The sequence below is a fragment of the Comamonas sp. UBA7528 genome (genome assembly GCF_002479375.1).
In the GTDB taxonomy this organism is placed as follows: Bacteria; Pseudomonadota; Gammaproteobacteria; order Burkholderiales; family Burkholderiaceae_C; genus Comamonas.
Genome location: NZ_DLMU01000008.1, coordinates 188,013 through 208,243 on the forward strand (window position 1 = coordinate 188,013; position 20,231 = coordinate 208,243).

The window sequence follows — 20,231 nt, forward strand, 5'->3', positions numbered from 1 at the left end:
CAAGGGCCGGTCAGGCCAGCTTCTTGGAGGTGATGCGGTAGGCGAAGTGCGCGGGGTCCAGGCTGTCCAGGCGGCCCTGGGCGGTTTCGCCGTGGGGGTACATGAAGAAGCCCACGGTCTTGTCCGCACCGGGCAGGCGCACATCGGCGGCCGTGTTGTAGGCCATCCAGTTGCCTTCCCAGCCGCCGAACAGCATGGCGCGGGCAGCGCGCACCTTGGGGGCATCCTTGGGCAGGCCGCCGGGTTGCTCTTCCAGCGCGACCTTGGCGACGTCGGCGGGATCGACAGGCACCCAGCCGTAGCCGTCGGCGTAGAACTCGGCCCGGCAGTGCTGCGCCTTGGAGATGTCGCCGCTCTTGCCCAGACTCTTGAAGCCGTGCACAGAATCGTCCACACGCACGCCGTACACGTCGCGGGCTGGGACGCCGCTGGCGCGCGAGAGGGCCGTGAACAGGCCGTTCAGGTCGGCGCACTTGCCGGACAGATTGCCGCTGGTCAGCGTGTAACGCACATCGCCCGTACCGCAACCGGCCACGGATCCGTTGCGTGTGCAGTTGGCCACCATCCAGTCATAAATGGCGCGGGCCTTGCCCACGGCATCCTGGGGCTTGCCTGCTTCGGCCTGGATCTTGTCGGCGGTTTCCTTGACGATGCCGTCCAGCGGTGCCAGCGAAGTGGGCTGCAGGTAGGGCCGCAGCTGCGCGGCCGACAGCTTGCGGGCGGTGCCGGCATTGCCCAGGTCGGTGGCGCGGTCCAGCACGGCGATGCGGCTGGTCACTTCCACGGTGTGGGCCGCGCTGGCATCTGCCCATTGCACGGCGATCATGCGGGCATCGGAGCCGGGGACGCGGTACAACTCGGCCTTGGTGGCACCGGGGGCGTTGAAGGACACGTCCACCGTGCGCTGGTAGCCCGGCAGTTCGGCCGCGGGCACAGGGATCCACACCTTGGACTGGGCGGTCTTCTCGCTCAGATCGACGGTGGTGGTGATCTCGAAATTGCGCCATCCGGCGGTCGTGCCGGAGACGGCGGCGAAGACGGAGCCAAAGCTGCCGGCCGATGCAGCAATGGTGGAGAGTTGGATAAATTGGCGGCGTTGCATGTGAAGGTCCCTCACAAGTGGTGGTAATCAAAACACTTGCACATCCCGCCTGGCTGAATGGGGTGTCACAGCACGACCACCTCCAAGGCGCAAGGTTGCACGGTCGCCGGAGGGCCACGGTGCAACCGGGCTTCACGCCAGGGCCACATCCATCGTTCCGCACTGCAGGACCTGCAAGAGTGGCGCGATCGTAGCACCGGGCCGCCGGCTGCGGCGGTGCCGTACGGGATCACCCTTGCAGGAATGCGACCGTCCGGTTTGCAGCTAGCGTGCAGGTGCCCCGCGCCGGGCTTTGTCCTGGTACATCTGCTGGTCGGCCTGGCGCAGCAGGGTCTGCACATCCTTGCCATCCGCCGGGTACAGGGCAATCCCCACCGAGGCGCCCAGATGGACGATTTCTCCGGCGGGAATGCCTTCCAGCGTGGTCAAGGGGGCGCTGAGCGCGGCCACCAGCTTGTCGGCCAGCGCGTGCGCCACTTCCGGTGTTGCCACGCCGCGCAGCACCACCACGAACTCATCGCCGCCCAAGCGGGCCACATGGTCCGCTGCACGCACCTGCTGGCGCAGGCGCTGCGCCACTTCGGCAAGTGCGCGGTCGCCGTTGTCATGGCCCCAACGGTCGTTCAATGCCTTGAACAGGTTCAGGTCCATGAACAGCAAGGCGAAAGGCTGGGCCGATGCGGCATCGCCTGCCGTCAGCGCGGCCAGCACATGCTGCAGGGCGCTGCGGTTAGACACGCCGGTGAGGCGGTCGGTGAACAGTTCCTGGCGCATGCCCTGGAAAGTGCGTGCCAGATCACCCAGTTCATCGGTACGGCGCGAATCGATGGGGGTGTCGATGGCCCCCTGGCCCATGCTGCGCACGGCTTCCGAGAGCTGGTGCACCTCGTCTGCCACCTTACCGAACACGCGCATGCCCATGATCAGGGCGCAGGCCAGTGCCAAGACCCCCGCGATGGTCACCATCTCCACCAGGTTGGACACATCGGCCAGCATGGCGGTGCGGGGCACGGCCACCACGGCCACCCAGTTCATGCCGGCACCGTCCAGCACGCGGCGGTACGCCACCAGCAGGTTATTGCCCTGGCTGTCCTGCATGTGCATGGTCTTGCCGGCCACGGAGGATTCATCGTCGCGGGCCGGCACGTTGAACAGATGGCGAATTTCCTTGTACACGCCCTCCATCAGCGGATCGTCCACGCTGTGCACGGAAATGCGCTCCATCTCCCCGTTTTCCTTCTGGCGCACATTGGCCATGCCCGAGGCCGCCACCAGATCGCCGCTGGGTTCGATGATGAAGGCGCGTCCCTGCACGCTGTTGCCCAGTTCATTGACAAAGCGGTTCAGGGCCAGCAGCGACACATCGGTGGCCACGACGCCCTGGAATTCGCCGCGGGTGTCGAGCACACGGCGTGCGCGCGTCACGACCAGATCGTGCGCGCTGAAGTCGATGTAGACCGAGGTCCAGGTGTGACTGGGGGACGCCTGGGCTTGCTGGAACCAGGGCCGTGTGCGGGGATCGAACAGCCCTTTTTCCGTGAAAAGGAATTGCTCTTCGCCATCGATCTGTTCCAGCCGGAAATAGCGCCGGTGGGCCGTCGATTCGGTTTTTATCCGTAGCTCGGCCGCATGGTCGTGCAAACGCTTCAGGCCTGCGCCTTGCCCACGCAGATTGCCGTAGTACACATAGTCATTGGTGCTGGGGTGCAGCGTGGTGGCGGCCCACAGGCGGGTGCGCAGATCGGCCCACCCGTCTTCGATGCGGTCCGGCGCAGGCATGCCGGTGGGGAAGACGGCCTCCAGCACCGCACCGGAGCCGCTGACATGGTGTACCACCGACTGGCCGATGCGGTTCACCATCTCCTGCAGCATGCGCTCCGTCAGTGATGACACGGTACGGGCACCGGCCCAGTAGGTGATGCCGCCGATGGTCGCGGTCAGCAGCACGATCAGGCCCACATAGGGCAGCAGCAGGCTCAGCTTGAGCGTGTTGTTCCAGGACTTGGTGGAGACCGGCGTAGCAGCAGCGGGAGGGGCAGGGGCGGGGGAGTCGGGCATGGCAAGGAAAGGCGGGGCGGGCCGACGACGCAGCCACCGCCGGAAAACATCGCATTGTGGTGACAAAAGCCTGGTTACAGCGGTAAGCCTCGGTGCCGGGCCAGGTTGTGGTGCAGCGGAACTGCAACACCCCGATCGTGCCAGCCGAAAAACCGCACCACGTCTTCCCGCTTGGCCAGCGTGTCGGCGCGGCCCAGTGTCATCAGTGCGTGGATGTAGGAGGGGGTGAACATCAGGTAGCTGGCCAGGGCTGTGCTCTGGGCTTCGGGGTGCTGGCTGTCCACCCCCAGCACGCGCAGCAGGTTGCGCATGCCCTGCGGCAAGGCCGGGAGGTGGGCGGCCGCCAGTCTGTCCAGACGGTCGCTGGGGTTGATGACCAGCAGTTCCAGCGGCCGCAGGTTGCTGCGGGCGCGCTCGGCTTCGGGGATCAGCGACAGCGTCTGGTTGATACGCAGGGCGCGCTCCACGTCCAGTGGCAGGGTGTCCAGAAAGATGCTGGACAGCGCATGGCCGGCCATCTGTGCCAGGCTGGGGTAGTTGGCCGGCGGGAGCGGCGCCATGGACGGCTGTTCCCACATGCGGCCTGCACCCACCACCAGCACGCGCTGGGCCCCCAGATGGATCACCGGGGACAGCGGTGCCGTGTGGCGCATGGCGCCATCGCCAAAGTATTCCTGTGGGGCATGGTGTGGCAGCGGGCTGGCGGGAAACACGAACGGAATGGCCGACGAGGCCAGCAGATGCTCGTGGGTCAGCGTGGTACGGCGCGAACTGCGCTGGGAGCGCTTCCAGGGCTCCAGCTCGACCCGGGTATCAAAGAACGTCACATGCTCGCCCGTGGTGTAGCTGGATGCGGTGACGGCCAGCGCGTGCAGGTAGCCATGGTCCAGCAGGGCGGGGATGCGGTGCATGGGCAGCAGATGTTGCAGACGCTGGCGCAGCGGGCTGTTGTCCAGCAGGGAGCGGGGGCGCATGCGGCGGCGGCTGGGCAGGGCCCAGCCCAGCGCCAGCATGCCCAGCCAGTGCATGCCGGTGCGCAGCAGACTGGGGTGGTCGGCACGGTAGACGCTGCCTACATCCAGGGCGCGCCAGTGGCTTGCCAGGCGCTGCACGGCCAGGTCAAAGTGGTCGGCTCCGCAGGCCAGGGCCGTGGCGTTGATGGAACCTGCCGAGGTGCCGGCCAGTACGCCGAAGGGGTTGGGCGTGTGGTGGGCGTAGCAGGCCCGGCGCAGATCGGAAATGGCTTCCAGCACGCCGACCTGGTAGGCCGCGCGCGCACCGCCACCGGACAACAGCAAGGCGGTCGTCGGTAGCGCGTACTTCGGTGAAGGAGGAATGGCAGGCATGGCCTGCACAGTATGGCGCCGGGGAGGGGGGATGACAGTGCGGGCATCCCCCAGCGTTTGGTGCCAGCGGGAATGTCAGGCGGAGGGCGGGGACTTGGCCTTGGACAGCAGCCCGGCCAGATCGCTGTCCTGCAGCACGACCACGTTCTGGTCGCGGGCAAAGGCGCGGGCGTTGTCGTGCAGCGGCTGCAGGGCAATGTAGACCGCGTCCTGCAGGCCTTCGGCGCTGCGGGCGTTGTCCAGCAGCTTCAGCGGCTCCACGCCGTGGTGGGCGGCCTTCCAGCGTTTGGCGCAGACCAGGGCGGTCTTGCCCTGGCGTTCCAGTCGGAAGTCGGCGGCCGGGCTGCCGATGCGCTGCACGGTATAGCCCTCGGCCTTCCAGGCCGCTTCCAGCGTGGCGGAGAACTGGCTCCAGTTCTGGGCTGCAGCCAGGTCCAGCAAGGCCTGCACGCGCGCCGGGCTGGGGGCGTTCAGCTGCCGCACCAGGGCCACGATGCCCACGGCGAAGAACGGCGTGGCGCCCAGTGCGCCCACCAGCTTGTAGTCCGGCGGCAGCAGGGCCAGGGCCAGCAGCACGATGGCCCCGGTGATGGCAAAGCTGATCCACCAGCGCGAGCGCAGCAGGATGGCGAACAGGGAGTTGGGGGCCATTTGGAACTTCACGGAGGGGACCTTTGTCGTCGGGGAATGCGCGAACGGAAGCCGGAGATTCTCCCGCATGCGCAGGGGGTGCTGTGCTTCGATAGACTAATCGACCCATACGTACAACAAACGTTCCCCTTCGAACCTCCAGAAGAATGTCACTCACCGAATCCAGCCTGCTGGCGGCGCTGACCAGCGTCCAGGACCCCCATACCGGCAAAGACTTTGTCAGCACCCGTGCCGTGCGCAATGTGCAGATCAGCGGTGGGGATGTCGCCTTTGATGTGGAACTGGGCTACCCCGCCCAGAGCCTGGTGCCCGAGCTGCGCCGCGCCTTCATTGCGGCCGCCAAGACGGTGGCGGGCGTGGACAATGTCTCGGTCAACATTGCCACCAAGATCCAGTCGCATTCGGTGCAGCGCGGTGTGCAGCTGCTGCCGGGCGTGAAGAACATCATCGCCGTGGCTTCGGGCAAGGGCGGCGTGGGCAAAAGCACCACCTCGGCCAACCTGGCGCTGGCGCTGGCCGCCGAAGGCGCGCGCGTGGGGGTGCTGGATGCCGACATCTACGGTCCCAGCCAGACCATGATGCTGGGCGTGTCCGGCAAGCCGGAGAGTTCCGACGGCAAGACCATGGAGCCCAAGATCAACCATGGCGTGCAGGTGATGTCCATCGGCCTGCTGGTGGACAACGACCAGGCCATGATCTGGCGTGGCCCCATGGCGGTGCAGGCGCTGGAGCAGATGCTGCGCCAGACCAACTGGAAAGACCTGGACTATCTGATCATCGATCTGCCGCCCGGCACCGGTGACATCCAGCTGACCCTGAGCCAGCGCGTGCCGATGACCGGCGCCGTGGTGGTCACCACGCCGCAGGACATTGCCCTGCTGGACGCCAAGAAGGGCATCCAGATGTTCGAGAAGGTGGGCGTGCCCATTCTGGGCGTGGTCGAGAACATGGCCATGCATGTCTGCAGCAACTGCGGCCATGTGGAGCACATCTTCGGCAACGGCGGCGGCGCCCGGATGGCGGCCGACTACCACATCGACTTCCTGGGCTCGCTGCCCCTGTCCATGCAGATCCGTGAGCAGGCCGACAGTGGCACGCCCACGGTGGTCGCGTCTCCGGACAGCGAGGCCGCCCAGATCTACAAGAAGCTGGCACGCGACGTGGCGGTGAAGGTGGCGCAGAAGGCCAAGGACTTCTCGGCCAAGTTCCCCTCCATCACGGTAAGCCAGAACACCTGACCGACACAGGCCAGGCACCTGGCGGTGCCATGCTCCGACCGGCGCAGGGACGCATCCCGCGCCGGTTTTTTTGTGCCCGCTGCCCGGCGGGAGCCGCACGGGCAGGCCGCAAGAGCGACTCACACCACCCTCGATGCGTCCTTGTTTCGCCTTGCCATACCGGGTGTATGGTCTGCGGCCTCACGCCCCATCTCGACCGCCAACCTACGGTTTGCTGGGTTGTGTCAGCCGCTCTAAAGTTGGGGCTGAAGCCGGAGCATGGTGACTGCCGGTGCAGACCTCTCTCCCGCATGCCATGACCTCTGATCCTCTGCGCCCATTGCCCGCCACACCCACGGTTTCGTCTGTGGGCGTGGGGCGGGGCATTCCCAGTCTCACGGCCTTGCGCTGCCTGGACGCCAGCGCCCGACTGGGCTCTTTCACCCGCGCCGCCCAGGAGGTGCATCTGACGCAAGGCGCCGTCAGCCACCAGATACTGAAGCTGGAGGAAGACCTGGGCGTGCCCCTGTTCGAGCGCAAGCGCAGCGGTCTGGTGCTGACGCCTTGCGGAAGGGCGTACTGGAATGATGTGCTGCTGGCGCTGCAACAGCTGGAGCGGGCCACCCAGAGCATCCGCATGCAGGGCGTGCAAGGCGGCATGCTGAACCTGAGCACGGCTTCCAGCTTTGGCACCTACTGGCTGCTGCCGCGCCTGGGCGGCTTTCTGGCCCAGCACCCGGAGGTGACCTTGAACATCTCCATGCACATCGGCGAGGTCGATTTCTCCAGCATGCGCCACGATGCGGCGGTGGAATTCAGCCCTGGTGCCACGCCGGAGCTCAGCGCGCACAAGGTGGCCGATGTGGTGGTGCACCCCTATGGCGCCCCCTTGCTGCTGGCGGAGCATGCCGGACAGCCCTTGGCGCAGCTGCTGCAGACCGTGCCCTTGATCCACCAGAACACCTTGATGGAAGCCTGGCCCGGCTGGCTGGAGGCCGCGGGGCTGGCGCAGCAGGTGCAGCTGGAACACTGCGCACGGGGCTCGCGCTATGACCTGCTGTCCATGGCGCTCAACGGCGCGATCGCAGGCCTGGGGGTGGCCTTGCTGCCCGGCTACATTGCCGATGCGGCAGTGCAGACGGGACAGCTGCAGCGGCTGTCCGAGGTGTCCTGGACATCCTCCAAGGCCTATTACCTGCGCTTTCCCCGCTGGAAAAGCGGTCAGCCTGCGCTGCGCAAGTTCTGTGCATGGATGGACAGCATCCGCCCGCCAACGGCCATCCCTTGATCAGAGCACTTGCGCCGGAGGAGGTGTCACCGGGTATGCATTGATTTGGTGCATTGAATGCTGCAGTGCACAGGCTGCGGCTGTGCCTTGAGCCACGCTGGGGCGGTCTTTTTGCGGGAAACGGCGTGTCACGCACCAGACAGGGATGCATGAATTCAATTGATGCTGCAATGAGAATCTTTGGTTTGCCCAGCGCATTGGCCATGCCATAAATTCGCGGCTTACCGGGTTCCGGGCATGAAGTCTGCATCGACCGCTTCTGCCTGCCGATGTCCGCTGGTTGATGTGCGATAGAAAGTTGGATTGAAAATGTCCCAGGGTCTTCCTTTGATCACCGACGCCCAAGTCGGCACCTTGCTGCAGCACGGTCCGCTGGTGGACGCGCTGGATGCCGCCTTTGCTGATCTGGCGCAAGGCGAAGCTGCGGTGCAGGCGCGCCACCGCATCGACTGCGGCGCTGCCAAGCTGAGCAATATGGGCGGCATCTGGCAGGCGCGCCATGCCGCGGCCGTCAAGTCCTACATCACCGTGGATGGGCAGTTCAGCTTTCTGGTGAACCTGTTCGATACCGCCCAGCGCAAGCCGCTGGCTGTGCTGGAAGCCAATGAGCTGACACGGTTTCGCACGGCCGCGCTGACCCGTCTGGTGGCACGCAAGGCCACGGCCGGCATCCCGGCTCCTCGCAAGCTGGCGGTGTTTGGTGCCGGCCTGCAAGGCCGTACCCAGGCCGAGGTGTTGTGCGAAGAATTCGCGTTGCAGCAGGTGTGCTTTGTCGACCCTGCGGGCGATGCCGCCTGGGTGCAGGCCTTTGGCCAGCGCCTGGGGGTCGATGCCCAGCTGTGCACGCCCCAGGCCGCCGTGACCGATGCCGACCTGGTGGTGACGGCTTCCCGCTCCAAAAAGCCCGTGCTGGACGGCGAGTGGCTCAAGCCCGGGGCCGTGGTGGTGGCCATGGGCACCAGCCTGCCGAATGGTTCGGAGCTGGACGATGCCACGTTCCGCCGCGCCGGGCGGCTGCTGGTGGAATGGAAGCCGCAAAGCCTGGTCGAAGCCGGCGAAGTGGTGCAGGCCCTGTTGGCCGGGGTGCTGACGGAGGCCGATGTGGTGGACCTGCCCCAGCTCTACCGCAGCGAGACACCCTGGCGCCGCAGCGCGCAGGACATCGTGGTGTTCAAGTCGGTGGGTATTGGCCTGACCGATGTGGTGGCCGCCTACAGCGCCTGGCAGGCTGCCAGCGGCCGTACCGGCGCCTGAGCGCGGCGGCGTGACCGCAGCGCTGCTGCGGTGCTGCATTCCCTTGACGCCCTGTGCCCGATGGTTGTCGGGCAGGAGGAATGCTGCGCGCGTTTTCCAGTGGTTCGTCTTTCTCTCCCTCCCATCCCCCTTCTCGGAGTCTTCCCATGAAAAATCAGGTTCTGCGTCGCACCACCGTGGCCGCTGTTGCCACCCTGGCCTGGAGCTGGTGCCTGGCCAGCCAGGCCGCTGAATGGCCCAGCAAGCCGCTGCGCGTGATCGTGCCTTCGGCGGCAGGCGGCAGCCCGGACATCGTCACCCGGCTGCTGGGCAATGCCCTGTCCAAGCGCCTGGGCCAGGCCGTGGTGGTCGACAACCGTCCGGGTGCCGCCGGCAACATCGGCATGCAGGCCTTGATGACGGCCGTGCCCGACGGCTACACCCTGGGCTATGCCAACAATGCCACGCTGGCCACCAACCAGTTTCTGTTCGCCAACCTGCCTTATGACCCAGCCAAGCTGCTGCCGGTGATCGGCCTGGTGTCCACCCACAGCCTGCTGGTGGTGTCGCCGCGCCTGCCGGTGAAGACGGTGCAGGAGCTGGTGGGCTACGCCAAACAGCATCCGGGACAGCTGACCTTTGCATCGGGCGGCAACGGCACGTCGGGCCACCTGGGGGCCGAAATGTTCAAGGTGCAGGCCGGCATCCAGGCGCTGCATGTGCCGTACAAGGGCGCTCCGCAGGCGATCAATGACCTGGTCGCCGGCAATGTGGACTTTCTGATCGACAACATCGCCTCCGTGGGGCCCATGGTGCAGGGCAAGCGCCTGCATGCCCTGGCGGTGACCTCGCGTACCCGCCTGGCCACCTTCCCCGATCTGCCCACGGTGGCCGAATCCGGGCTGCCCCAGTTCGAAGTGCGCGCCTGGGGCGGGCTGGTGATGCCGCCTGGCACCCCTGCCGAGGCGGTGCAGCGCGTCAACCAGGAAATGAATGCGGTGCTGGCCGACCCCGAGGTGCGTGAGCAACTGGCCAAGATCGCCTTTGTGCCGCTGGGGGGCACGCCACAGGCCTTTGCCGAGCTGGTGCGCAGCGAGCGCGGCACCTGGCAGGACATCGTGCGCAAGAGCGGCGCGCGCATCGATTAAGGACCTTGCACATGGAACTGCAACCGGAACAAGCCTTGCCTGACGCCATCTGGGATGTACTGATCGAAGGAGGCGAAGTCATAGACGGCAGCAAACGCCCGCGCTTCAGGGCCGATGTGGGGGTGATCGGTGACCGCATCGTGGCACTGGGGGACCTGCAGGGGCAGCCGGCACGGCTGCGCATCGATGCCCGGGGCAAGATCGTGGCGCCCGGCTTCATCGATGCCCACACCCACGACGACCACGCGGTGCTGTGCCAGCCGGACATGGTCTTCAAGGTCTCGCAAGGGGTGACCACGGTGGTCACCGGCAACTGCGGCATCAGCCTGGCGCCCATGCGCGCGGGGCAGGCCTTGCCCGCACCGCTGAACCTGCTGGGTGACGGCAGCCTGAGCTTTCCCACTTTCCGAGGCTATGTCGATGCGCTGAAGGCCCAGCCCGCCGCCGTGAATGTGGTTCCCATGGTGGGCCATGCCAATCTGCGCGTGCTGAGCATGGACGATCTGGGGCACAGTGCCACCGGGCCGGAAGTGCAATCCATGCAGGTCCTGCTGGAGGAAGCCCTGGACGCGGGTGCCGTGGGCATGTCCACCGGCACCTACTACCCGCCTTCAGCGGCGGCCAGCACCGAGGAAGTGATTGGCGTGTCGCGCCCGCTGGGGGCTCGCCAGGCACTGTATGTGACGCACATGCGCAACGAGGCCGAGGGCTGCATGGCCTCCATCGAGGAAACCTTTGCGATTGGCGAGGCGGTGGAGACGCCGGTGCTGATTTCGCACCACAAGCTGATGCGCGAGCCCAACTTCGGCCAGTCGACGGCCACGCTGGCGCGCATTGCCGAGCAGATGCAGTGCCAGTGCGTGGCGCTGGACTGCTACCCCTACAACGCCAGCTCCACCATGCTGCACCTGGAGGAAGAGCGCCTGCAGGGCAAGGTGGTGATTGCTTCCAGCGGCAGCCATCCGGAAATGCGCGGCCAGGAGCTGGGGGATATTGCCGCGCTGTGGGGCGTTTCGCGGGCTGAGGCTTCGGCGCGCCTGCAGCCGGCCAGCGCCATCTACTTCAGCATGGATGAGGCAGATGTGCAGCGCATTCTGGCGTTCGAGCCGACGATGATCGGCTCCGATGGCATTCCCACAGGGGAGCAGCCCCACCCGCGCCTGTGGGGCACCTTCCCCCGCGTGCTGGGCCACTACAGCCGCGACGTGGGCCTGTTCCCGCTGGAAACGGCGGTGTGGAAGATGACGGGACTGACGGCCAGTGTCTTCGGTCTGGCGCAACGCGGCCAGGTGGCGCCAGGCTGTTTCGCCGATCTGACGGTGTTCGACCCGGTCACCGTGCGGGACCGTGCCAGCTACGAGCAGCCCAAGCAGGCGGCAGAGGGCATTGAATGGGTGCTGGTCAACGGCCAGCCGGTCTACCAGGCGCAGGCCTGCACCGGAGCCCGCCCGGGCCGGGTGCTGGCGCGCACAGTGGCTGCCGCCTGAAGCCCTTGCCCGCAGCCTGCGGTTGCAGGCTATAAAAAAAGGCCCATGCAGTGCGCATGGGCCTTTTGCCTGGTGCAAGCCAGGTGCTTAGTGGACGACCATCAGGTGGAACGGCCAGACATACGCCTGCAGCGTCACGAACAGACCCATCAGGCAAGCCAGGGCGATCGAGTGGAAGAACACATAGCGCAGGATGTCGCCTTCACGGTCGAACCAGCGGGTGGCGGTGGAGGCCACGACGATGGACTGTGCATCGATCATCTTGCCCATCACGCCGCCGGAGCTGTTGGCAGCGCCCATCAGGTTGGGCGAGAGGCCCAGTTGCTCGGCAGCCACCTTCTGCATACCGCCGAACAGCACGTTCGAAGCGGTGTCCGAGCCGGTCAGCGCCACGCCCAGCCAGCCCATCAAGGTGCCGAAGAAGGGATAGAACACGCCGGTATTGGCAAAGGCCAGACCCAAGGTGGTGTCGGTGCCGGAGTAGCGTGTCAGCGTGCCCAGGGCCAGCATCAGCACAATGGTCAGCAGCGAGAAACGCACCAGCCAGATGGTCTTGAAGAAGGTGCGCACGATGGCGACCGGGTTGTACTTCATCACGAAGGCGCTGACGATCGCAGCCAACAGGATGGCGGTACCGGTGGCCGACAGCAGGTTCAGCGTGTAGACCGCGCCTTCCTTGGTCGGACCTGCCACCACGGGGGGCATCTTCTCGATCAGGTTGTGCAGGCCAACCATCGGGAAGGCGGGGGCGAACAGGCTGTTCAGCCAGGCCTTGACGGGAGGCATGCCCCAGATGAACACGAAGACCGACAGGATGACCCAGGGGGTCCAGGCGGCGATCAGTGCGCTCTTGCTGTGCTGCACGCGAGGTTGGGGCGGCTTGGCTTCCGAAGCACTGATGTCCTTGCCGCGGATGGCAGCCGAGGTCCAGATGTTCTTGGGTTTCCACACGCGCAGGAAGCCCACCAGGCAGGCGATGGAGACCAGTGCGGCGATGATGTCCACCAGCTCGGGGCCCATGAAGTTGGACACCAGGTATTGCGGAATGGCGAAGGACACACCGGCCACCAGGATGGCGGGCCAGATTTCCCACATCGCCTTGCGGCCGGCAAAGGCCCAGATCAGCCAGAAAGGCACCAGCACCGAGAAGAAGGGCAACTGGCGGCCGATCATGGCCGTCACTTCCATCAGGTCGTAGCCGTGCACCTTGGCCAGCGTGATCACTGGCGTGCCCAGCGCGCCGAATGCCACGGGAGCGGTGTTGGCGATCAGCGACAGGCCCGAAGCGGCCAGTGGCGAGAAGCCCAGGCCGATCAGGATGGCGGCGGTCACGGCCACGGGAGTGCCGAAGCCTGCCGCGCCTTCAAAGAACGCACCAAACGAGAAAGCAATCAGCAGCAGCTGGATGCGGCGGTCTTCCGTGATGCCGGACAGGGAGTCCTGCAGCACCTTGAAGCTGCCGTTTTGCTCGGTCAGCTGGTGCAGGAAGATGATGTTCAGCACGATCCAGCCGATGGGCAGCAGGCCGGTGAACGCGCCAAACAGCGCGGCACGGCCGGCCATGTCGGCGGGCATGTTGTACACAAAGACGGAAATCAGCAGTGCGGCCACCAGGCCGGCGCCCGCCGCAATATGGGCTTTCATGTGCAGAAAGCCAAGACCCACCAGCATGACCACGACCGGAATGGCTGCCAACAGCGTGGAAATCCACATGTTGCCCATCGGGTCATAGATTTGTTGCCAAACCATGATTGAAACGCTCCCAAGTTATCTAAGTTGTTGCGGGCGCAATGGTCATCGGTGGCCTGTTTTCAAGGTCTAGTGGAAACCCTGGGTTTTGTCATCCTGAAGAAAATTTCAAAACCGTCATAAATACCTTCAATCTGCAAGTGGCATGTGGACAGTCGGTTGTCAGCAATGCGGTGCGGAACTGGTGTGGGCAATGACTTCGGAATGCGCTGCAGGCGCCCAGGACTGACGCCCGCGCGACAGTTTGGGACGCTGTGGGCCGCCGCCGCACGGGTGCGCAGCGGCGGCTGGGGTTATGGGGGCATGCGCTATCGTGCGTGCCATGCACATGGGTTTTTTGCAACTGGGCTGGCGCACGCTGTGGCGTGACGCGCGTGCGGGCGAGCTGCGCCTGCTGGTGATTGCCGTGGCGCTGGCCGTGGCGGCGCTCACATCGGTGGCATTTTTTGCCGACCGGCTGGAAGGTGGCTTGCAGCGCGATGCGCGCCAGTTGCTGGGTGGTGATGTGGTGGTGGTCAGCGACAACGCACCGCCTGCGGTGTTTGCCGAACAGGCCCGCCAGCGGGGCATGCGCACGGTGCAGACGCTCAGCTTTCCCACCATGGGCCGGGCACCGGATGCCAATGGCGGCGCGGCCAAGCTGGTGGCGCTGAAAGTGGTGGATGCCGGCTATCCGCTGCGCGGACAGTTGCAGACTGCGCAGGGCCCCGAGCAGCCCGGAAGTGTGACGCGGGACATTCCCGCCCCTGGCACCACGTGGGTCGAGGCCCCGCTGCTGGCCGCCTTGAATCTGAATGTGGGCGACAGCCTGTTGCTGGGCGACGCCAGCCTGCGCATCGCCCGCATCCTGACGGTGGAGCCTGACCGGGGCGCAGGCTTCATGGCCTTTGCGCCGCGGGTGATGGTCCACGCTGCCGATGTGCCCGCCACCGGGCTGGTGCAGCCTGCCAGCCGTTTGACCTACCGGCTGGCCGTGGCCGGCGATGCCGAAAGCACCATCGATGCCTATGCCCGCTGGGCCAGGGCGGAGGTCGAGAAAGCTGCACACCACGGACTGCGGGTGGAAGCCATGGACAGCGGCCGCCCCGAGATGAAGCAGACGCTGGAGCGGGCCGAGAAGTTTCTGAGCCTGGTGGCGCTGCTGGCCGCGTTGCTGTCGGCCGTGGCCGTGGCCCTGGCGGCGCGCAGCTTTGCCGGCCGCCACCTGGATGCTGCCGCGCTCCTGCGCGTGCTGGGCTTGCCGCAGCGCCGCATTGCTGCCGCCTATGCGCTGGAGTTTGCGCTGGTGGGACTGGTGGCCAGCGCCATCGGCGTGGCAATAGGCTGGGGTGTGCACCATGTGTTCGTCTGGCTGCTGGCGGGCCTGGTCGAGGCCGGCCTGCCTGCGCCCAGCGGCTGGCCCGTGGCCTTTGGTTTGGGCATGGGGCTCACGCTGCTGTTGGCTTTTGGCCTGCCTCCCGTGTTGCAGCTGGCCCAGGTGCCACCGCTGCGCGTGATTCGGCGCGAGCTGGGGGCGCTGCGGTCCGCATCGCTAGGGGTGCTGGCCGTGGGGGTGGCCGGGTTTGCCGCCCTCCTGATGGCGGTCAGCCAGGACGCCAAGCTGGGCGGCATCGCCGTGGGCGGTTTTGCCGCCGCCACGCTGTTGTTTGCGGGCCTGGGCTGGCTGGCGGTATGGGTCTTGCGCCGTCTGGTCAATGAGGCCACGGCACCGCGCTGGCTGGTGCTGGCCACGCGACAGCTGTCGGCCCGGCCGGGCTATGCGGTGGTGCAGATCAGCAGCCTGGCCGTGGGCCTGTTGGCCCTGGTGCTGCTGGTGCTGTTGCGTACCGATCTGGTGGCCAGCTGGCGCGCCGCCACGCCGCCGGATGCGCCCAACCGCTTTGTCATCAACATCCAGCCCGAGCAGGCGCAGGACTTCCAGGCCGCGCTGCAGCGCGGTGGTGTAGAGCGCTATGACTGGTATCCCATGATCCGCGGCCGGCTGGTACAGGTGAATGGCCGTGACGTGGGCCCTGCCGATTACGCCGAGGAGCGCGCACAGCGCCTGGTGGACCGGGAGTTCAATCTATCCAACGCGCTGCAGGCGCCGGCGCACAACCCCATCACCGCCGGTCGCTGGACGCCCGGTGAGACCGATGGTGCCAGCGTGGAAGAGGGCATTGCCAAGACCCTGGGGCTGAAGCTGGGCGACCAGCTGACCTTCGATGTGGGCGGAGTGCGGCATGCAGCGCGCATCACCAGCCTGCGCAAGGTGGATTGGGGCAGCATGCGGGCCAACTTCTTTGTGATGTTCCCGGTCGAACAGCTCGAAGGCGTGGCCACCACCTATCTGGCTGCTTACCGCGCGCCGGACATCCAAGGCTTTGACAACGCTCTGGTACGCGACTTCCCCAACATCACCAATGTGGATATGGCCGCCACCATCGCCCAGGTGCAGGGCGTGCTGGACCAGGTGATCCGGGCGGTGGAGTTCCTGTTCGCCTTCACGCTGGCAGCAGGGCTGGTGGTGTTGTTTGCTGCCGTCACGGCCACCCGCGAGGAGCGGGCGCACGAATACGCGCTGATGCGCGCCATGGGAGCCCACAGCGGCTTGCTGCGGCAGGTGCAGCGGGCAGAGCTGGCCGGTGTGGGCTTGCTGGCTGGTGCCCTGGCCAGCGCCGTGGCCGTGGCCGTGGGCTGGGCGCTGGCGCGCTGGGTGTTTGAATTCAGCTGGACCGCGCCGCTCTGGGTGCCGCTGGCCGGTGCCCTGGCAGGGGCCGTGCTGGCACTGGCTGCCGGCTGGTGGGGTCTGCGTGAGGTGCTCACCCGCCCGGTGATGGCCACGCTGCGCGAAGCCCAATAGCCATTTGCGCAGGCCCGCAGGGCGTGGGGTGCAGCGGCTTGCCACGGCTGCAATGTGCCTGGGGCAGCCTGGCGCGTATGCGGCCTCGGCACTGCCCGGTGCTGTCGCCGGTTTGCCAGCCGCAGCAGCGGTCAGCTCCATCGCTGGGGTGGCACTGATTAAGATGCCCCGTCAGCCCTGCACGGGGCATTCACATTTCCAAGATCAGGCGCTGCAACGCAGCGGGGCAGGCCATGGCACAGGGCGGGGACAGGGCGAACAACCGGACATTGGTGCTGCTGCTGGGCAGCACCCAGACGCTGTCCTGGGCTTCCAGCGTCTACCTGCCCGCCGTGCTGGCGCCGGCCATGGCGGCCGATCTGGCTGTGGCTCCGCCTGCCGTGTTCGCTGCATTTTCCGCAGCGCTGGCGGTGACGGCGCTGCTGGGGCCCAAGGCCGGGCGGCTGATCGACCAGCGCGGTGGCCGCCAGGTGCTGGGGGGCAGCCACATCGTCTTTGCTCTGGGCCTGGCGGCGCTGGCCTGGGCGCCTTCGCTGGCCTGGTTGTGGGCTGCCTGGCTGTGGCTGGGTGTGGGCATGGCGCTGGGGCTGTACGAAGGCGCGTTTGCCACCATCGTGCGGATCCGGGGGCGTGACGCCAAGACGGCCATCACCGGCGTGACGCTGATTGCCGGCTTTGCCAGCACCGTGGGCTGGCCGCTGTCGGCATGGATGGCTGCAGCCTGGGGCTGGCGTGAAGCCTGCCTGGCCTGGGCGGCGCTGCACCTGTTGCTGGGCCTGCCGCTGGCCGCCTGCCTGCCGAGGCGCGGCGTGCGGGCTGCGGACGTGGCGGCGGATGCGCAGACTGCGGTGCCCGCGCCTGCCGACACTTCCGCATCCCCCACCGCCGTGCCCTGGCGCGTCACGGCCTTGCTGGCCTTTGCCTTTGCGGCCTGCGGTTTCGTCACCAGTGCCGTAGCGTCGCACCTGCCCCAGTTGCTGCAGCTGCAGGGCCTGAGTCTGGGCGAGGCCGTGATGGTGGGGGCGTTGATAGGTCCCTCCCAGGTTGCCGCACGGCTGCTGGATTTTGTGGCCTTGCGCAGTGCTTCGCCGCTGTGGTCGGCGCGGCTGGCCGCACTGGCCCATGCGGCCGCCGTGCTGCTGCTGTGGGGGCTGGGCAACAAGGCAGCACCGGTGTTTGGTGTGGTGCACGGAGCGGGCAATGGTGTGCTGACCATTGCCCGGGGCACCTTGCCGTTGCAGCTGTACGGCCCGGCGGGTTACGGCCGGCAGATGGGCTGGATCCATGCGCCCGGGCGCTTTGCCCAGGCGCTGGCTCCCTGGGGCTTTGGCTGGTGCATGCAGTGGTGGGGATCCGCTGCCTTCGGGTTGACGCTGGCACTGTCGCTGCTGGCCGGCGGGGCCTTGCTGATCCTGGGCTGGAAGGCCCCTGCGGCGGGGCACACCACGTAGGTGTCCTACGTGAAAAAAGCCGCACCGGGAGCCAGCCATCGTGGCATGCTGAACGGTATGACCACCTTGAACGCCACCCAACGTGAGCAACTGCGAGCGACCCTGGAGGATCGCAAGGAAGTGCTGTTGCAGGAACTGGAGGCCGTGCAGCACAGCCACCTGCGCCAGGCGTCCGATCCGGATGACCGGGTGGTGGATGACCCGGAAGAACAGGCGGAGCGCCTGACAGGCGAGGTGCTCAGCGATGCCGAAGCCCGGCGCGACCACGACGAGCTGGTGTTGGTGCGCGCGGCACTGGCCCGCATGGCGGAGGGCAGCTATGGCCTGTGCATAGCCTGCGGCAAGGCCATTGCCGTGCCGCGCCTGCTGGCCCACCCGGCGGCGGCACGCTGCATCGCCTGCCAGTCCCAGTTTGAGAAGTAGCCCGCAGGGCAGGGCCTACACTCCAAGGGGTCGGGAATCCTGTGCGGCGTGGCAGCACTGCCTGCGGCGTTTTCCCATTGCCCTTTTCAGCCCTGTGCGCCGTGCGCGGCCTGGGGCGCTTTCCGTGTTCTGCTTTTATGTCTTCTGACGACCAACCCGCTTTTGCCACCCCCTTCGAATGGATAGGAGGCGAGCCCGCCGTGCGCCGCCTGGTGGACCGTTTCTATGACCTGATGGACTTGGAGCCCGCCTATGCCGAGCTGCGTGCCGCCCACGGCAGCACGCTGGAAGACGCGCGTGACAAGCTGTTCTGGTTTCTGTGCGGTTGGCTGGGCGGGCCCGATCACTTTGTGGAGCGCTTTGGTCACCCGCGTCTGCGCATGCGCCACATGCCGTTTTCCATCGGCATTCTGGAGCGTGACCAGTGGGTGGCGTGCATGGACCAAGCCATGGGCGAGGTGCAGCTGGACCCGGCGCTGCGCGAACGCCTGAAGGCCAGCTTCACCCAGACGGCCGACTGGATGCGCAACAAAGGCGCCTGACCCCGGTGGCCCGGCGCTGCCGCTCAGACCGGTGCGGTGGTGGGGGCCGAGACGCCTTGAGGGGGCCTGCCAAGCCTCCTGTGTTGATGCGGGTCAACGACGGTCCGATTTCGGGGACGGAAGACCGATGAGCGTAACGCGCCGACGCTAGGGTATCCGCTAGGATGCGCCATCCAACAAGACGAGGGGGCGCATATGGCAACAGGCGGGTGGGGCGTGCTGGTGGTGATCGTGCTGGCATTGCTGTGGGTGGCCATGGCTTACAACCGTCTGCGTGCGCTGCACCACCGGGTGGAGAATGCCTATGGACAGATCGACGTGCAGCTCAAGCGCCGCCACGATCTGATCCCCAGCCTGGTGGAGGTGGCACGCGCCCACATGGTGCACGAAGCCCCGACGCTGGAGGCCGTGATCCGTGCCCGATGCATTGCCCAGGGAGCGGCCAGCACCGCCCGCCTGCACCCCGGCCAGCCCGGCGCCATGGGGGCACTGGCCATGGCCGAGCAGAGTCTGAATGGGCAGCTGGGCCAGTTTCGTCTGCAGGCCGAAGCCTATCCCCAGCTGCAGGACGACGAACGCATGCTGCAGCTGCGTGAAGCACTGGGCAGCACCGAAAACCGCATGGGTCTGGCGCGCCAGGCCTATAACAGCCAGGTCGCGGACTACAACCGCCGCGCCGGTCGCTTTCCCGATCTGTTGCTGGCGCGGCTGATCGGCTTTGCCCACCTGGACCTGCTGCAGGCTGCCGAAGGTGTGCCGGCGCAGGGCGAGCCCAGAGGTGTTTCTGATCCCGAGGTTGCAGCCGCCGCGCTGCAGGCGAGCAGGCCATGTGCCAGCTGATCGTCTGAGGGGGCATGCGGTGGTCGTGTGTGGACGCCCTGGCGGTCTGAAGGCGTACTGACACTGCAGCGGCGGTGGGCTTTTGCGCCGGGTGAGGGCGCCACCGTGACGAGCCCGTGTTGACTGCATCCGCGGCAGCAGGGGGCCGCAGGCCCTCGGTGGCTGTCAGCCGCCGGGGACCCAGCGCTTGCCGGGCTGCAGCAGCACCACCAGCGCACCGGCCCCGCCTTCGGCCGGGCGGGCCTGGACAAAGGCCAACACCTCTTTCTTCTGCACCAGCCAGCTTTGCACCCGGCCTTTGAGCACCGGCGTCTTGCCCGGTGAGCCCAGGCCTTTGCCATGCACCACCCGCACACAGCGCAGGCCGGTGCGGTGCGACAGGCGGATGAACTGGCCCAGCGCCTCGCGCGCCTCGTCCACGCGCAGGCCGTGCAGGTCCAGCTGGCGCTGGATGCTCCACTGGCCGCCGCGCAGCTTGTGCGTCACATCGGTGCCAATGCCGGGGCGGCGAAAGCTCAGTTGGTCATCGGTGTCCAGCAAGGTGCTGACATCGAACTCGTCGCTCATGGCTTCCATCAGCACGCGCTGCTCGTCCAGCACGAACTGGATGGGTTCGGGTGCGGGCACCGGCGCTTCCAGCGCGGCCTGGTTGTGGCAGGGCAGCGGGGTCACATCCCCCACGCTGAGCACGAACAGATTGCGTTCGCGCTCGATGCGGGCAGCGGCTTCGCGCCGGGCCTGGGCTTCGGCTTCTGCACGGGCAGCAGCCTGCACCAGGTGCTGGCGCAGCGGTTGGAGGTCCTGCAGGGAATGGGCTTTGAGCATCATGGCAGCCTGTTTGTACCGGATAAACC

16 protein-coding genes are annotated in these 20,231 nt (G+C 66.8%); 10 read left to right on the forward strand and 6 right to left on the reverse strand.

Annotation, left to right across the window (positions count from 1 at the left end; translation table 11 throughout):
- Positions 1 to 10 precede the first annotated feature (10 nt).
- The 4 genes from B3349_RS09870 to B3349_RS09885 all read right to left on the reverse strand — a co-directional run bounded on the left by B3349_RS09870 (position 11) and on the right by B3349_RS09885 (position 5,157).
- The gene (locus B3349_RS09870; protein WP_291588455.1) at positions 11 to 1,102 is read right to left on the reverse strand and encodes a transglutaminase-like domain-containing protein; all 1,092 of its coding nucleotides are present in this window, start codon (positions 1,100 to 1,102) and stop codon (positions 11 to 13) included.
- 264 nt (positions 1,103 to 1,366) lie between these two features.
- Entirely contained in the window at positions 1,367 to 3,160 is a 1,794-nt protein-coding gene (locus tag B3349_RS09875; RefSeq protein WP_291588456.1) for a GGDEF domain-containing protein, read from the reverse strand.
- Between the two features lie 74 nt (positions 3,161 to 3,234).
- Positions 3,235 to 4,506: a patatin-like phospholipase family protein gene (locus B3349_RS09880; protein WP_291588457.1), complete on the reverse strand. Its 1,272-nt coding sequence runs from the start codon at positions 4,504 to 4,506 to the stop codon at positions 3,235 to 3,237.
- Positions 4,507 to 4,581: 75 nt separating this feature from the next.
- Positions 4,582 to 5,157 (reverse strand): restriction endonuclease, encoded by a 576-nt coding sequence (locus tag B3349_RS09885; protein WP_291588458.1) that lies wholly within the window; start codon positions 5,155 to 5,157, stop codon positions 4,582 to 4,584.
- Between the two features lie 146 nt (positions 5,158 to 5,303).
- Here B3349_RS09885 and apbC point away from each other — a divergent pair, with 146 nt between their 5' ends.
- From apbC to B3349_RS09910, 5 genes are all read left to right on the forward strand, one after another.
- Positions 5,304 to 6,395 carry an iron-sulfur cluster carrier protein ApbC gene (apbC, locus tag B3349_RS09890; RefSeq protein WP_291588459.1) on the forward strand — a complete coding sequence of 364 codons (1,092 nt, stop codon included), beginning with the start codon at positions 5,304 to 5,306 and terminating at the stop codon, positions 6,393 to 6,395.
- A gap of 295 nt (positions 6,396 to 6,690) precedes the next feature.
- Positions 6,691 to 7,662 carry a LysR family transcriptional regulator gene (locus B3349_RS09895; RefSeq protein ID WP_291588460.1) on the forward strand — a complete coding sequence of 324 codons (972 nt, stop codon included), beginning with the start codon at positions 6,691 to 6,693 and terminating at the stop codon, positions 7,660 to 7,662.
- 309 nt (positions 7,663 to 7,971) lie between these two features.
- On the forward strand, positions 7,972 to 8,916 hold the full coding sequence (locus B3349_RS09900) for an ornithine cyclodeaminase family protein (RefSeq protein WP_291588461.1): 945 nt from the start codon (positions 7,972 to 7,974) through the stop codon (positions 8,914 to 8,916).
- 146 nt (positions 8,917 to 9,062) lie between these two features.
- Positions 9,063 to 10,043, forward strand: coding sequence for a Bug family tripartite tricarboxylate transporter substrate binding protein (locus B3349_RS09905; protein ID WP_291588462.1), 981 nt, complete (start codon positions 9,063 to 9,065; stop codon positions 10,041 to 10,043).
- A gap of 11 nt (positions 10,044 to 10,054) precedes the next feature.
- Complete coding sequence (locus B3349_RS09910) at positions 10,055 to 11,530, forward strand: N-acyl-D-amino-acid deacylase family protein (RefSeq protein ID WP_291588463.1); 1,476 nt, start codon at positions 10,055 to 10,057, stop codon at positions 11,528 to 11,530.
- An 87-nt stretch (positions 11,531 to 11,617) separates the two neighbouring features.
- Here the strand turns inward: B3349_RS09910 and B3349_RS09915 are convergent, their stop codons facing one another.
- Positions 11,618 to 13,279 carry an L-lactate permease gene (locus tag B3349_RS09915; RefSeq protein ID WP_066539352.1) on the reverse strand — a complete coding sequence of 554 codons (1,662 nt, stop codon included), beginning with the start codon at positions 13,277 to 13,279 and terminating at the stop codon, positions 11,618 to 11,620.
- Positions 13,280 to 13,601: 322 nt separating this feature from the next.
- Here B3349_RS09915 and B3349_RS09920 point away from each other — a divergent pair, with 322 nt between their 5' ends.
- The 5 genes from B3349_RS09920 (at position 13,602) to B3349_RS09940 (ending at position 19,377) form a co-directional block, all read left to right on the forward strand.
- Entirely contained in the window at positions 13,602 to 16,121 is a 2,520-nt protein-coding gene (locus B3349_RS09920; protein WP_291588464.1) for an ABC transporter permease, read from the forward strand.
- 233 nt (positions 16,122 to 16,354) lie between these two features.
- Positions 16,355 to 17,572, forward strand: a complete 1,218-nt coding sequence (locus B3349_RS09925; RefSeq protein WP_291588465.1) for an MFS transporter — start codon at positions 16,355 to 16,357, stop codon at positions 17,570 to 17,572.
- A 57-nt stretch (positions 17,573 to 17,629) separates the two neighbouring features.
- Positions 17,630 to 17,995, forward strand: coding sequence for a TraR/DksA family transcriptional regulator (locus B3349_RS09930; protein WP_291588466.1), 366 nt, complete (start codon positions 17,630 to 17,632; stop codon positions 17,993 to 17,995).
- Between the two features lie 137 nt (positions 17,996 to 18,132).
- Positions 18,133 to 18,537 carry a group II truncated hemoglobin gene (locus B3349_RS09935; protein WP_291588467.1) on the forward strand — a complete coding sequence of 135 codons (405 nt, stop codon included), beginning with the start codon at positions 18,133 to 18,135 and terminating at the stop codon, positions 18,535 to 18,537.
- 195 nt (positions 18,538 to 18,732) lie between these two features.
- Positions 18,733 to 19,377, forward strand: a complete 645-nt coding sequence (locus B3349_RS09940; RefSeq protein ID WP_291588468.1) for a LemA family protein — start codon at positions 18,733 to 18,735, stop codon at positions 19,375 to 19,377.
- Between the two features lie 165 nt (positions 19,378 to 19,542).
- Here B3349_RS09940 and B3349_RS09945 read toward each other — a convergent pair whose 3' ends face one another.
- Positions 19,543 to 20,205 carry a Smr/MutS family protein gene (locus B3349_RS09945; RefSeq protein WP_291588469.1) on the reverse strand — a complete coding sequence of 221 codons (663 nt, stop codon included), beginning with the start codon at positions 20,203 to 20,205 and terminating at the stop codon, positions 19,543 to 19,545.
- Between the last annotated feature and the right edge of the window lie 26 nt (positions 20,206 to 20,231).

What these genes read in the sequence shown, in the direction of transcription:
- B3349_RS09870 (WP_291588455.1), bottom strand. Translation starts at nt 1,102, where the DNA reads ATGCAACGCCGCCAATTTATCCAACTCTCCACCATTGCTGCATCGGCC.
- B3349_RS09905 (WP_291588462.1), top strand. Translation starts at nt 9,063, where the DNA reads ATGAAAAATCAGGTTCTGCGTCGCACCACCGTGGCCGCTGTTGCCACC.
- B3349_RS09925 (WP_291588465.1), top strand. Translation starts at nt 16,355, where the DNA reads ATGGCACAGGGCGGGGACAGGGCGAACAACCGGACATTGGTGCTGCTG.
- B3349_RS09900 (WP_291588461.1), top strand. Translation starts at nt 7,972, where the DNA reads ATGTCCCAGGGTCTTCCTTTGATCACCGACGCCCAAGTCGGCACCTTG.
- B3349_RS09880 (WP_291588457.1), bottom strand. Translation starts at nt 4,506, where the DNA reads ATGCCTGCCATTCCTCCTTCACCGAAGTACGCGCTACCGACGACCGCC.
- apbC (WP_291588459.1), top strand. Translation starts at nt 5,304, where the DNA reads ATGTCACTCACCGAATCCAGCCTGCTGGCGGCGCTGACCAGCGTCCAG.
- B3349_RS09895 (WP_291588460.1), top strand. Translation starts at nt 6,691, where the DNA reads ATGACCTCTGATCCTCTGCGCCCATTGCCCGCCACACCCACGGTTTCG.
- B3349_RS09945 (WP_291588469.1), bottom strand. Translation starts at nt 20,205, where the DNA reads ATGATGCTCAAAGCCCATTCCCTGCAGGACCTCCAACCGCTGCGCCAG.
- B3349_RS09910 (WP_291588463.1), top strand. Translation starts at nt 10,055, where the DNA reads ATGGAACTGCAACCGGAACAAGCCTTGCCTGACGCCATCTGGGATGTA.
- B3349_RS09940 (WP_291588468.1), top strand. Translation starts at nt 18,733, where the DNA reads ATGGCAACAGGCGGGTGGGGCGTGCTGGTGGTGATCGTGCTGGCATTG.
- B3349_RS09920 (WP_291588464.1), top strand. Translation starts at nt 13,602, where the DNA reads ATGCACATGGGTTTTTTGCAACTGGGCTGGCGCACGCTGTGGCGTGAC.
- B3349_RS09935 (WP_291588467.1), top strand. Translation starts at nt 18,133, where the DNA reads ATGTCTTCTGACGACCAACCCGCTTTTGCCACCCCCTTCGAATGGATA.
- B3349_RS09885 (WP_291588458.1), bottom strand. Translation starts at nt 5,157, where the DNA reads ATGGCCCCCAACTCCCTGTTCGCCATCCTGCTGCGCTCGCGCTGGTGG.
- B3349_RS09875 (WP_291588456.1), bottom strand. Translation starts at nt 3,160, where the DNA reads ATGCCCGACTCCCCCGCCCCTGCCCCTCCCGCTGCTGCTACGCCGGTC.
- B3349_RS09915 (WP_066539352.1), bottom strand. Translation starts at nt 13,279, where the DNA reads ATGGTTTGGCAACAAATCTATGACCCGATGGGCAACATGTGGATTTCC.
- B3349_RS09930 (WP_291588466.1), top strand. Translation starts at nt 17,630, where the DNA reads ATGACCACCTTGAACGCCACCCAACGTGAGCAACTGCGAGCGACCCTG.